Source organism: Jeotgalicoccus saudimassiliensis, assembly GCF_000756715.1.
Lineage (GTDB): Bacteria > Bacillota > Bacilli > Staphylococcales > Salinicoccaceae > Jeotgalicoccus > Jeotgalicoccus saudimassiliensis.
Map to the genome: position 1 here is coordinate 261,858 of NZ_CCSE01000001.1, position 13,040 is coordinate 274,897.

14 protein-coding genes are annotated in these 13,040 nt (G+C 42.6%); 7 read left to right on the plus strand and 7 right to left on the minus strand.

Features of this window, described 5'->3' with window-relative positions:
- Positions 1 to 6 precede the first annotated feature (6 nt).
- Positions 7 to 1,497 carry a leucyl aminopeptidase family protein gene (locus tag RZ44_RS01325; RefSeq protein WP_052108718.1) on the plus strand — a complete coding sequence of 497 codons (1,491 nt, stop codon included), beginning with the start codon at positions 7 to 9 and terminating at the stop codon, positions 1,495 to 1,497.
- Positions 1,490 to 1,864, plus strand: coding sequence for a hotdog fold thioesterase (locus tag RZ44_RS01330; protein ID WP_035807623.1), 375 nt, complete (start codon positions 1,490 to 1,492; stop codon positions 1,862 to 1,864). Before RZ44_RS01325 ends, RZ44_RS01330 begins: the two co-directional genes overlap by 8 nt.
- Before the next feature lie 433 nt (positions 1,865 to 2,297).
- On the opposite strand, the gene mnhG is transcribed toward RZ44_RS01330, so the two are convergent.
- From mnhG to RZ44_RS01365, 7 genes are read right to left on the minus strand one after another with little or no spacing between them, the layout of a single operon-like run.
- Positions 2,298 to 2,714, minus strand: a complete 417-nt coding sequence (gene mnhG / locus RZ44_RS01335) for a monovalent cation/H(+) antiporter subunit G (protein ID WP_035807624.1) — start codon at positions 2,712 to 2,714, stop codon at positions 2,298 to 2,300.
- Positions 2,692 to 2,991, minus strand: coding sequence for a Na(+)/H(+) antiporter subunit F1 (locus RZ44_RS01340; RefSeq protein WP_035807626.1), 300 nt, complete (start codon positions 2,989 to 2,991; stop codon positions 2,692 to 2,694). Before RZ44_RS01340 ends, mnhG begins: the two co-directional genes overlap by 23 nt.
- Positions 2,988 to 3,467 (minus strand): Na+/H+ antiporter subunit E, encoded by a 480-nt coding sequence (locus RZ44_RS01345; protein WP_035807627.1) that lies wholly within the window; start codon positions 3,465 to 3,467, stop codon positions 2,988 to 2,990. Before RZ44_RS01345 ends, RZ44_RS01340 begins: the two co-directional genes overlap by 4 nt.
- Positions 3,468 to 4,961 carry a Na+/H+ antiporter subunit D gene (locus RZ44_RS01350; protein ID WP_035807628.1) on the minus strand — a complete coding sequence of 498 codons (1,494 nt, stop codon included), beginning with the start codon at positions 4,959 to 4,961 and terminating at the stop codon, positions 3,468 to 3,470.
- Complete coding sequence (locus tag RZ44_RS01355; protein ID WP_035807630.1) at positions 4,951 to 5,292, minus strand: Na(+)/H(+) antiporter subunit C; 342 nt, start codon at positions 5,290 to 5,292, stop codon at positions 4,951 to 4,953. The genes RZ44_RS01350 and RZ44_RS01355 overlap by 11 nt, the downstream gene beginning before the upstream one ends.
- Positions 5,292 to 5,759, minus strand: coding sequence for a Na(+)/H(+) antiporter subunit B (locus tag RZ44_RS01360; protein WP_052108719.1), 468 nt, complete (start codon positions 5,757 to 5,759; stop codon positions 5,292 to 5,294). The genes RZ44_RS01355 and RZ44_RS01360 overlap by 1 nt, the downstream gene beginning before the upstream one ends.
- The gene (locus RZ44_RS01365) at positions 5,743 to 8,142 is read right to left on the minus strand and encodes a Na+/H+ antiporter subunit A (RefSeq protein ID WP_035807631.1); all 2,400 of its coding nucleotides are present in this window, start codon (positions 8,140 to 8,142) and stop codon (positions 5,743 to 5,745) included. The genes RZ44_RS01360 and RZ44_RS01365 overlap by 17 nt, the downstream gene beginning before the upstream one ends.
- Before the next feature lie 207 nt (positions 8,143 to 8,349).
- Here RZ44_RS01365 and RZ44_RS01370 point away from each other — a divergent pair, with 207 nt between their 5' ends.
- The 5 genes from RZ44_RS01370 to RZ44_RS01390 all read left to right on the plus strand — a co-directional run bounded on the left by RZ44_RS01370 (position 8,350) and on the right by RZ44_RS01390 (position 12,697).
- Positions 8,350 to 8,940, plus strand: a complete 591-nt coding sequence (locus tag RZ44_RS01370) for a peptidylprolyl isomerase (RefSeq protein ID WP_035807633.1) — start codon at positions 8,350 to 8,352, stop codon at positions 8,938 to 8,940.
- 193 nt (positions 8,941 to 9,133) lie between these two features.
- On the plus strand, positions 9,134 to 9,340 hold the full coding sequence (locus RZ44_RS01375; protein ID WP_035807634.1) for a hypothetical protein: 207 nt from the start codon (positions 9,134 to 9,136) through the stop codon (positions 9,338 to 9,340).
- 196 nt (positions 9,341 to 9,536) lie between these two features.
- Positions 9,537 to 9,914, plus strand: coding sequence for a S1 domain-containing post-transcriptional regulator Ygs (ygs, locus tag RZ44_RS01380; RefSeq protein ID WP_035807636.1), 378 nt, complete (start codon positions 9,537 to 9,539; stop codon positions 9,912 to 9,914).
- A 273-nt stretch (positions 9,915 to 10,187) separates the two neighbouring features.
- A complete protein-coding gene (locus RZ44_RS01385) occupies positions 10,188 to 11,387 on the plus strand; it encodes an ornithine--oxo-acid transaminase (RefSeq protein WP_035807638.1) in 1,200 nt (399 codons plus the stop codon).
- A gap of 65 nt (positions 11,388 to 11,452) precedes the next feature.
- Complete coding sequence (locus tag RZ44_RS01390; protein ID WP_035807640.1) at positions 11,453 to 12,697, plus strand: Glu/Leu/Phe/Val family dehydrogenase; 1,245 nt, start codon at positions 11,453 to 11,455, stop codon at positions 12,695 to 12,697.
- The last annotated feature ends 343 nt before the right edge of the window (positions 12,698 to 13,040 follow it).

Consider the following 13,040-nt stretch of genomic DNA (forward strand, 5'->3'; position numbering starts at 1 on the left):
CGCATTTTGAATATTAAATTTGAAGAGAAGTATATTGCTGATGAAGCGGCAATAGTAATCGGTTTACCTGAAAATATTAAAGAACTGAAGAATTTTGACGAGCTCGATACATTATTGAACGGTTTGACTGAAGAGATTATTTCGGCAAACGTACTGTCTGACAAATACGGTAAAGTAACGACAACCGGTGTGACTATCCAGCGTCAGTACCGTAAAGTGATCGCTGTCGGTCTTGGAGACAGCAGCGAACTGACTGCGCTGAAAGTACAAAAAGCTGTCGGTAAACTGTTCCAGTTTATGGCCGGTGAAAAAGACACTGAAATACAGATTATACTGGATACTTTTTCATTTGAACCTGAAGACGTGGCGGATGCTGTCGGTATGATGTCTGCAGTAAGCAGCCACAAACTGACAGGATACGATTCATCTGATAAAAAACAGTTCCATGATGAACTGGACATCACACTTGTTACAAAAGCTGATGTGAAAAGTGCATACGAACACGGTGCATCACTTGGCAGCAGCATTACACTTGCGAGAGATTTTGCAACAATGCCGCCGAACATGCTCTACCCGGAAAGCTTCGCAGATCAACTGGCAGTTCACTTTAAAGACCGTCCACATGTTAAAGGTGAGGTCAAAGATTTTGATACACTGATTCAGGAAGGTTTCGGTCTTCTTGCAGCAGTCGGCAAAGCTTCTGTCAGAAAACCGAGACTCGTGACGATTGAGTATAAGCATCCTGACGCAACCGATGATGCGCCGATTGCTTTAATCGGAAAAGGAATTACGTACGACTCAGGCGGCTATTCACTTAAATCGCGCAACGGCATGCGTTCGATGAAGTACGATATGAGCGGTGCGGCAAACGTTGTCGGTATGATGGATGCAATTACTAAACTGGAACTTCCTGTTCACGCAGTGGCTGTTCTCGCCCTTGCAGAAAACATGGTCGACGGTAACGGTATGCGTCCGGATGACGTTTACAAATCACTGTCAGGAAAAACAGTTGAGGTATCGAATACTGATGCTGAGGGCCGTCTGGTACTTGCAGATGCAGTGTACTATGCAGCGACGAAATTCAGTCCTAAAATTATGATGGACTTTGCAACTCTGACGGGTGCAGTCATTCAGGCAATTGGTGAAAACCGTACCGGAGTATTTACAAACCAGGGCAGAAAGTTCATCAACAATCTGTTAATCAGCAGTAAAGTGACAGGTGAAGACATCTGGCATCTGCCAATGTCAGAGCAGGAAGATGAAAGAGTGAAAAAATCGGATATAGCGGATCTGCTTAATGCTGACTTTAAGCCTGGCGGTGCGTCATTTGCTGCAGCATTTATTAATCAGTTCACAGAAGGCACACCGTGGGTACACTTTGATATTGCAGGGACGAGCAACACATCACGCTCAACACCATTTGCTAAAAAGGGCTCTACAGGTGTCATGATCCGTACGATACTCGACTTAATTGAATCGGGTACACTGTATGAATAAAGGTGTATTGAAGGCACTCGGTATTAAAATTACAGTTGACGAGATTGGTAAATGTGCAGTGGAAATGCCGATTACTGAAAAAGTAATGCAACCGTTTGGATACGTCCATGGCGGTGTGAACGTCCTCCTTGCAGAAACAGCAGCGAGCATGGGTGCATACAAAATGATTTCGGATGATGAAATTGCGTTTGGCATGGAAATCAACGCCAATCATTTGCGAGCAAAACAGGAAGGTGTACTGACAGCGACAGCACTTTTAAAGCACGGCGGTTCCACATCGCAGGTATGGGAAATCGAAGTGACTGACGAAGAAGATAAACTGGTCGCACTGAGCAGATGTACAGTCGCAATCAGGAAGAAAAGATAAATATGTATGTTGAACCAGGAATCCGGTCACGGATTCCTGGTTTTTTGCTTGTGTGGACATTTGCACCGCAATGAGCGTGCGTCATTCCCGGGCAACCGGGTTATCACCGCAATGAGCGCGCGTCACTCCCGGGCAAGTGAGTTATCACCGCAATGAGGGTGTGTCATTCCCGGGTAACCGGGTTATCACCGCAATGAGGACGCCTCATTCCCGGGTAAGTGAGTTATCACCGCAATGAGCGTGCGTCATTCCCGAACAAGCACGTTATCACCGCAATGAGCGCGCGTCATTCCCGGGCAAGTGAGTTATCACCGCAATGAGGACGCCTCATTCCCGAACAACCGGCTTATCTCCGCAATGAGCGCGCATCAATCCCGGCCAAAACCAAAAAACACTCCCCGGAATCAAACCCGGGGAGTGCATTTACTATTAATTAATCATCAAGTTCTTTGTCTTTGCTGCGTTCGATTTTCAATCTGGCTGTTTCTTCAGTATCCACTTCCGAACCAGTTTCTGCACGTTTCAATTCATTAAGAATTGTCAGTTTGTAAGGTTCAACATCCGAGTGGAAGGCACTTCTCGCAATAAAGTGCGCACCAACAGGGGCAGAGATGAAAATAAACAGTACAGCAAGTAACAGCTGTGTATCAAATTCTGCATGGTAGTATCCGAAGTAAATGAATACTCCAATCAGTGTCAGTCCAACACCGAACGTTGAACTTTTAGATGCAGCGTGCAGCCGTGTATATGTATCCGGGAGACGGATTATTCCGACTGCAGCAACTACTGTGAAAAAGGCACCTGCGATTAAGAAAAATGTTATCAGACTAACTATTATTATCTCTGTCATTTTCAATAATCACACCTTTCTCGAGGAATTTCGCAAAACCGATTGTTGCGACGAAACCGATCATACCGATCAGCATAATTACAACCAGCAGGTACGATGTATCAAGTGCCATTGAAAGCAGTCCGATCATACCCATCAGTGTTACACCGAATGCATCCAGTGTAATAACTCTGTCATGCAGTGTAGGTCCTTTCAGAACTCTGTAAATCATACCCAGCATCGCAAACGCAAATGCAATAACGCTTATGATAACAATTATATTAATAAAACCTGTCATGGTTTAGACACCTCTTTTATTACATTTTCAAAAGAAGTTTTAATGTTTTCAATTTCTTCATCGGCGTCTTCCATATCAAGTCCGTGAATATAAATATTGGAATAGTCTTCAGAAATTGCCACAACTACCGTCCCGGGAGTTAATGTAATTAACGTGGAAAGCAGAGCAACTTCCCATTCTTCTTCCAGGTCACTAGGATAAGCATAGAATCCCGGATGAATATCGATTTTCGGTGACATAACGATACGTACAACTTCGAGATTCGCTTTTGTCAGTTCGATGATAAAGATAAAGAACAGCTTGATTATCCAGTAGAGACGCTTGATATAAAAGCGACCCGGCAGGAAGTTACGGAGTACGTATACCGCAACTAAACCGATAAGATAACCTGTAACAAATGTACCTACTGTAAAATCACCATTCATAAACACCCATAGGAATGCAAGTAAGACGTTAATCATCAGTTGAAAAGACAATTATTCCACCCCCATCAAATAGTTTGAGTATGATGACGGATCAAAGAATGATTCAGCCGCCATTTCGAAAGCGGGGAATAAAAAGTCTGCTGAAAGACCAAAAATCGTTGAAACGATAACGAGACCAACAGCTGAGAACAGCAGTTTATCCGCCTTGATATTCTTGAGTTCAATCGGCTCTGCCGGTTCACCCCAGAATACTTTAATAAATATTTTCATAATACTGTATAACACGATTAAACTCGACAGAAGTACGATTACTGCAGAGATTGCATGGCCGTTGTCAAATGCGGATTCGACGATAAACAGTTTACCGAAGAACCCCGGGAACGGTGGTACACCGGCAAGTGACAGTGAAGCGACAAAGAACATCCACCCGACAAACGGATGCTGTTTTATCAAGCCGCCGAGGTCGGCTGCATCATTTTTACCTGTACGGAAGATGATAAAGCCGATCATCATAAACAATGCTGCTTTAATAATCATGTCGTGAATCAGATAGTAAATTGCGCCGACTGTTCCCGCGTAGTCCATCATTGAGAACCCGACGATTATAACACCGACTGCAATCATGATGTTATAAATAATAATCTGTTTCATGTCAGTGTAGGCAAGTGCTCCAATACAGCCTGCAACGATTGTTAACAGAGCCATCAGCAGAAGCAGCTGGTGTGTAAATGCAGTATCTGTCGTAAAGAACAGTGAAAATGTTCGTGCGATGGCATATACGCCGACTTTCGTCAGCAGGGCGCCAAACAGTGCAATAACCGGAATCGGTGGTGCACTGTAAGAACCGGGCATCCAGAAATACAGCGGGAACAATCCGGCCTTAGTTGCAAATACAAAGATAAATACAACGGCAACCAGCGTCATTATTATCAGATTGCCTTCGTAGTTCGACAGCTTAATGTGAATGTCAGCCATGTTCAGCGAACCTGTAATAGAATACAGGTAGGCCAGACCCACGAGGAAGAAGTTGGAAGATACGATGTTAACAACAAGGTATTTAAATCCTTCCTGAAGCTGAACTTTACGGCTGCCGAGTGTAATCAGTACATAAGAAGCGAGAAGAAACACTTCGAAGAATACGAACATGTTAAAAATATCTCCCGTTGTGAATGCACCGTTAATCCCTGTGATCATAAATAAAATCATCGGGTAATAGTAATATTTTTCTCTTTCATAACCAATAGATTGAAAAGAGTAAATAACTGTAAAAAACATCACGAGTGACGTAGTGAATACGAGCAGTGCGGCAATCATGTCATAGACAACACTGATACCAAAAGGCGCCGACCAGTTACTCATATATGACACCATCGTACCGTTAACATAAACATAATAGATGTTATAGCCTGCTATACCAACCATAACCAGTCCTGTTATTGCAGATATTATTCTGTGGGGCATCGGTCGTTTTCCGACAAACAACATAATGACACCAGCCAGAAATGGAAGAATGATTGGGAGCATAGGTAATACATTAATCGCCATGTGGAACTCCTTTCATATCTTCGGTATTATCTGTGCCGAGCTCTTTATAGTTTCTGAGCAGCAATACGAGACTGTATGCAGTCAAGGCAAATGAAATTACAATTGCTGTCAGAATTAAAGCCTGCGGCAATGGATCGGAATACGAACTTACTGAATCGTCAAGAACCGGCACGTTACCGCGTTTCAGCTGTCCCATTGTCAGAATCATTAAATGAACTCCGTGAGACAGAATGGAAAGTCCGATAATTATACGTAAAACACTCTTTGACAAAATTAAGTAAGTCGCACTGGCAATCAGTATGCCGGATAAAATTATAGTGACGAGTTCCATTACTTTTCAGCACCTCCGACTAACGTAATAATCAACAGGGAAGTACCGGCTACCGTAAGGAATACACCGATGTCAAACAGTACTGCGGTATGCAGTGCAACCTCTCCAAACACCGGCACGTTAATATAAGTGTGCTGATGAGTGAAAAACGGAACACCGAAGAAAAATAACAATGTCGGTACCACGATTGCAAAAGCAAGTCCGATACTGATCATCAGGTGAAAATTCACCGGAATCATTTTCTTTACAGTTTCATAATCATACGCCATCAGTAAAAGAATGATGGCAGAGGCAGCCAGCAGCCCGCCGACGAATCCACCGCCGGGAGTGTAGTGGCCTGCCAGAAATAAATTAACAGAGAACAGCAGGACGATGAGAAAGATCACTTTTGAAGTGAACTGGATAAACACATCGTTCATCTGGCGCTGTACTTTACTGTAGCCAGCTCTCTTAAGCGTGCTCTTCATTATCATCATCCTTTCTGGATACTTTTGCTTTCATTAAAGCATAAATTCCGATTCCCGCAATACCGAATACCAGTGTTTCCATCAGAGTATCGTATCCACGGAAGTCAACGAGTATAACGTTTACCATGTTCCCACCGGCTGCCAGCTCGTACACATTGTCAATGTGGTACTGACTGATTGAATCAAACAGGCGGTTTGAGTAGGCAGCGAGACCGAAAAGTATTACGATGACGCCGACACCTACCGACACGATAAAGTTTATGAACTTGAATTGCATACTTTCTTCATGTTTTGAACGTTTAGGCAGATGATAGAAACATACGAGGAATAACGTCGTCGTAACAGTTTCAATTGCCAGCTGAGTCAGCGCAAGGTCCGGCGCTCTGAAGAACGCAAAGAACAGTGCCATTGAAAAGCCGATTGCACCGAGCATAATAATCGATACCATGCGTGAACGTGTCATCATAATAATTGCTAGTGACACAAGCATAATTATAACGAGTGCCATATCCTGTAGACCGACTTCGGCAAAGTTATCAAAAACGATAGGCAGACCAGCATAGAATGTAGTGATTACTCCGATTACTACGAAGAATCCAAAAATATAAACCATATATTCTCTCAGGAAACCGGTCATGATACCGTCTGTAGCTTTTGCAGAACCCAGTTCGCTGTAGATTAACCCCTGATCGTAGAGGTAGTTCAGCGTAAACTGTTCCTTATGATAGTCGTATATAAACATCCAGCTGTTTCTGAATAAGTACAGTGCCGCTCCGATTACTACGACCGCAACTGTTGCCCAGAGTGCCGGGTTGTTAAACCCGTGCCAATGTGAAATTTTCGTATTTAAAGCTGTATCCGAAGCAAGAATGCTCATTGCTGCCGGGTCAATAATGCTGCCTGACAGAATGTTCGGGAACAGGCCGAAAATAATAACCAGCGATGATAAAATAATCGGTGAAGCGAGCAGCAGAGCCGGTGCTTCGTGGGGTTCCTTCGGTGTATCGTGTGTACGTTTACCAAAGAATACGCCGTGAATTAATTTGATTGAATACACAAATGTGAAAATACTTCCGGCGATAGCAAGTATCGGGAACAGGACGCTCCATTCAGCAAGCGCGCTGAAGTTTGCCTGGCTGATTTCAAACATTGCCTCAAGGAATAACTCTTTAGACAGGAATCCGTTAAACGGCGGCAGACCTGCCATCGATAAGGATGTAATTATCGTCATCGTAAAAGTAATAGGCATTAAAGTCATCAGACCGCCGAGTTTTCTAATACTGCGCGTGCCTGTTTCGTGGTCGAGAATACCCGCCACCATGAACAGCGCACCTTTAAATGTTGCATGGTTGATAATGTGGAACACTGCAGCAACGACTGCCACTGTAAAGAGCTGCTCATTGGCACCGCTTGCAACAGCGAGCGCACCAACACCGAGAAGACTCATAATCATACCCAGCTGTGAAACAGTTGAGAATGCAAGCACAGCTTTTAAGTCGTCTTTTTTAACTGCGTTGAATGATCCCCAGAACAATGTGACGAGTCCTGTAACGAGAATCAGCCATACCCACAGTTCGCTGAATGCGAAAACGGGTGTGAATCTTGCAACCAGGTAAAGACCTGCTTTAACCATCGTAGCTGAGTGAAGGTAAGCACTGACAGGAGTCGGGGCTTCCATAGCGTCCGGCAGCCAGATGTAGAACGGGAATTGTGCTGATTTAGTAAATGCACCGAGCAGAATTAACACAACTGCCAATGGAGCAAGCGGACTTGCCGTAATTAAATCAACGTTAGCAATCATTTCCCTTATACTGAACGAACCTGTAATAATAGAAAGTATAATGAATCCGCCGAGCATCATAAATCCGCCGAAGAAAGTAATCAGCATGGATTTCTGTGCACCGTAAACCGATTTATCTTTCGTAAACCAGAATGCAATCAGCAGGAAACTTGAAATTGAAGTGAGCTCCCAGAAAAAATAGAGCATAAGTACGTTATCGCTCAATACCACTCCAAGCATTGCCGTCATAAAAATAAGAAGATAGACATAAAAATTACCCAGTCTTTCGTCTTTAGAAAGGTAACCGATAGAATATAAAACTACCAGTGAGCCTATACCAGAAATCAGTATTGCGAATAGTAAGCCGAGACCATCTATGTAGACGTCAAAATTCAGCCCGATCCGGGGCATTAAATTCAATGTATGATGGAAAACTTGATTATCCGCAACAGAAGGTATTAAGCTAAATAAGTATGCAGCTATCACAGCCGGAATAGGTAAAACAAACCAACCGAGATGTACATCTTTAACATACCTGTATATTATTGCGATTGCGACCGCAGCAATTACAGGCAGAAATATTGCTAAATGTATCAATGTCAAAGTGTATCCTCCTCTTACGTTATTATATTTAACCATTATACATTAATATTAATTGTAAATAAACGCATACGGTTTGAAATTTTTGACGATTCTCGTATAATGTATATATGGTAGTAAGTAGTATTAAATTTAGAATTATGTAAGTTTAAATTTCAGTATTGCTATTGCTAATTTGAAATTAATAAAATTTTTCAGGAGGCCAAATTTATGGCATATTCACAGTTAACAACAGAGCTTTTAGAAGGAGAAACTAAAGCGGTAATTAAAACAAACATGGGTGACGTAACAGTTAAACTGTTAAATAACGTTGCGCCGAAAACTGTAGAAAACTTCGTGACACATGCAAAAAATAAATACTACGACGGTTTAATTTTCCACAGAGTGATTAAAGACTTCATGATCCAGGGCGGAGATCCGACTGGAACAGGTATGGGCGGAGAAAGTATTTGGGGACAGGCTTTTGAAGATGAATTCTCAACAGATGCATTCAACCTTTACGGTGCGCTGTCAATGGCAAACGCAGGGCCGAACACAAACGGTTCACAATTCTTTATCGTTCAGCTGAAAGATGTACCGGCTGATATGATTTCCCAGCTTGAAGGTGCAGGCTACCCTGCTGAAATTATCGAAAGCTACAAAGAAAACGGCGGAACACCTTGGCTTGACCAGAGACATACTGTTTTCGGCCACGTTATCGAAGGAATGGATATTATCGAGAAGATTGCGGATGTTGAAACAGGCAGACAGGATAAGCCGGTTGAAGATGTAATCATCGAAACGATCGAAGTAACTGAATAACAGAGCGGCTTTCAGGTGCGCAGTCCGGTTAATAACTGGCTGTGCACTTTTTTATATAGAGTGAAATATATACATATATGTGGAAGGATTTTCTGAAATAACTTTGAAAGTATCACAAATTAGTCATTATTATATTATTTATATAGTAAAACACTCTGATATACTTGTTTGTGTAAAGGTGAGTGATTTAAAAATGATGCCGTTCCTTTATTTCCCGGAAGACAAAACGGAATACATTCCAGCAATTATCATGCTGCTTCTATTTATATTACTTGCGCTTATCGTGTATAAACTTATTAGAAAATACTCACGCAATGAAGAAGAGAAGATGAGAGATTTCGAAGAGAAAGTTCTTGAAAGACTCGAGCATGAACATCAGGATCATCCCACACGGAAATAATAAATTAAAAAATACTTATGCTGTTATTTCTGTGTGCGACCCTAGAGAACCGCAGACTTACATAACTTATATTAAAAATAAGCGCACATATGCCGTTCCGGTATATGTGTTTTGCTGTGTTTATTTTGGTTACTTCAGACAACTGTGTTAAAATGGTGATGGATTTAATAAAGAAGTAAAAATAAGTAGGGATAACATGGCAAAAAAATACCGGATCGGCCAGTTCGTCAAAGTGAAAATTACTGGTATTCAGTCGTACGGTGCTTTTGTCAAAACTCCTGATAATCGTGATGGTCTGATCCATATATCTGAAGTGATGAACGATTACGTCCACGATGTGAATCAATATTTATCAAAAGGCCAAATAGTAAAGGCTAAAATTGTCAGCATTGATGAGAACGGCAAAATCAGTTTATCACTGAAAGAAAACGAATACTTTAAGAACGAAGAGAAAAAAAGAGACAAGCGTTCTGTATTGGAGAAGATCAAAGATAGCGAGAAATACGGCTTCCAGACGCTGGCCGAAAGAATGCCGGTCTGGATAGAAGAGGCAAAAGAACGTATGAAAGAATAATGCCAGTATAAAACCTGTGAATTTCACGGGTTTTTTTAATTTTTCTCAATGTATATATATTCATATATAATTCATAAAGTGCTGTAAACATCAATCGTTTTAAGTATAAAACACCGTATTTTTGTATACGTTTCCAAACTTAATAAACCGCATTGTTATGCGTTCTAATAAAACTCTTGAAAATATTGATAAATGCAGTCATTATGGTTATGAATACATAATTAAAAATGTATATTTAAATGACTTTTTAAACACACAGAGGGGGAGAAATTAATGAGAACTGAAGAAATTATTAAACAGACAGAACGGCACGATACGGATATTTACAAGCCGTTGCCAATTGTAATTTCAGAAGCTGAGGGCGTATGGGTTAAAGATCCGGAAGGTAACAAATATATGGATATGCTGAGTGCATATTCTGCGGTGAATCAGGGGCACCGTCATCCGAAAATTATCCAGGCTCTAAAAGACCAGGCGGATAAAGTGACGCTGACATCAAGATCATTCCATGTGGATTGTCTCGGCGACTGGTTTGAAAAGCTCAGCAAAATCTCAGGCAAGGAAAGAGTGCTCCCGATGAATACAGGCGCTGAAGCGGTTGAGTCTGCAGTCAAAGCGGCGAGACGCTGGGCGTATGAAGTTAAAGGGGTGCCCGACAACCAGGCGGAAGTTATTGCCATGAAGAACAACTTCCACGGCAGAACGATGATTCCAATGTCGATGTCGTCGGAACCGGAATACCGGAGAGGTTTCGGACCGCTCGGTGACGGTTTCCAAATCGTGAATTACGGCGATCCGGAAGCATTGGAAGATGCAATCAATGACAACACGGCAGCAGTCATTCTGGAACCGATTCAAGGGGAAGCGGGCGTTAATATTCCGCCGGCAGGATATCTTAAAAAAGTAAGAGAAATCTGTGACCGCAACAACGTTCTGTTTATTTCCGATGAAATTCAGGCAGGACTCGGCCGGGCAGGTAAAATGTTCGCAACGGACTGGGATGACGTAGTACCGGATATGTATATTTTAGGAAAAGCGCTCGGCGGAGGGGTATTCCCGGTATCAGTAGTTCTCGGTGACGATGAAGTGCTCGGTGTACTTAATGAGGGATCTCACGGTTCCACATTCGGCGGGAACCCGCTGGCAGCGAGAGTATCTGAAGCAGCACTTGATGTGCTGATCGACGAAAAGCTGGCCGACCGCTCAATTGAGCTTGGTGAATACCTGCTTAATGAACTTAAGAAAATCAAACATGAATCAATCGTGGACATTCGCGGCAAAGGGCTCTTTATCGGTTTAGAGCTGGATAAGAGTGCACGTGGATTCTGTGAGCAGCTGAAAGATGAAGGGGTGCTGTGCAAAGAAACTCACGGTACTGTTGTGAGGTTTGCACCGCCGCTTGTAGTAACTAAAGAAGAACTCGACTGGGCCCTCGATAAAGTTAAAAAAGTTTTTAGCAAAGATACTTTCTAAAAATAATCTTTATGATACAATATGAGATGAAAAGATGAAAACAGTTACAAAAAGAGGCGGATAAAATGTCAGAAGAAATTAGTTTAGTTGAATCTACACAGCGCATCATTAAAGAAGCGCTCGATAAGCTTGGTTATAATGACGATATGTACCAATTAATCAAAGAGCCTTTACGTACACTAAAAGTACGTATCCCGGTGAAAATGGATGATGGTTCTGTCAAAGTATTTACAGGATTCCGTGCACAGCACAACGATGCAGTGGGTCCTACTAAGGGCGGAGTCCGTTTCCACCCGAGCGTCTCGGAAGATGAAGTTGTTGCATTATCCATGTGGATGACACTTAAAGCCGGTATTGTTGACCTGCCATACGGTGGCGGTAAAGGCGGAATCATTTGTGATCCCCGCGAAATGAGCATGGATGAAGTAGAACGACTTTCACGCGGCTACGTACGTGCAATATCTCAAATCGTTGGACCGACTAAAGATATTCCTGCACCGGACGTATTCACGAACTCACAGATTATGGCATGGATGATGGATGAATACAGCGCGATTGACCAGTTCAACTCACCTGGATTCATTACCGGTAAACCATTAGTACTCGGTGGTTCTGAAGGCCGTGACAGAGCGACAGCACTCGGCGTTGTAATCTGTCTTGAACAGGCGCTGAAGAAACGCGATCTGAAGATGGAAGACATTCGTATTGTTATTCAGGGATTCGGTAACGCAGGAAGCTTCCTGGCGAAATTCCTCTTTGACAGAGGTGCGAAAATCGTGGGTATCTCCGATGCCAACGGTGCACTTCACGATCCGGAAGGACTTGACATCGATTATCTGTTAGAGCGACGCGACAGCTTCGGTATGGTAACGAACCTGTTTGATGATGTTCTTTCAAACGACGAGTTATTCTCACTGGATTGTGACGTTATTATTCCGGCAGCAATCGAAAACCAAATCACAGAAGCCAATGCGCCTAACATTAAAGCACAAATTCTATGTGAAGCAGCAAACGGACCAACTACAACTGAAGCGACACGCATCCTGACTGACAGAGGCGTTCTGATTGTACCGGACGTACTTGCATCAGCAGGTGGAGTAACAGTATCCTACTTCGAATGGGTACAAAACAACCAGGGTTATTACTGGAGTGAAGATGAAGTCAACGAGAAGATGGAACAAAAACTCGTTGCAGCATTTAATGAAATTTACGACCTTCACGAAAACCGCCAAATCGATATGAGACTTGCAGCATTCATTGTAGGTCTTAAGCGCACAGCCGAAGGTTCACGCTACCGCGGCTGGGCATAAACTGAATAGTCTTAAAGACAAAACCTTTCGGGGTTTTGTCTTTTTTATTTTTTTTGGAGAGGCTGGTGTGGTGCTAAGTAACAATGAGGGCGGTTCATAGTTACTTAGGGCCGTTTACGTAACAATGAGGGCGGTTCATAGTCACTTAGGACTGTTTTCGTAACAATGAGAGCGGTTCATAGTCACTTAGGACTGTTTTCGTAACAATGAGAGCGGTTCATAGTTACTTAGGATCGTTTTCGTAACAATGAGAGCCGTTCATAGTCACTTAGTATTGCGACAAAAAAATATCTGCCGCGGCACATAAATAAATCGCGGTTCAAATCACCAGATCATCATCCCA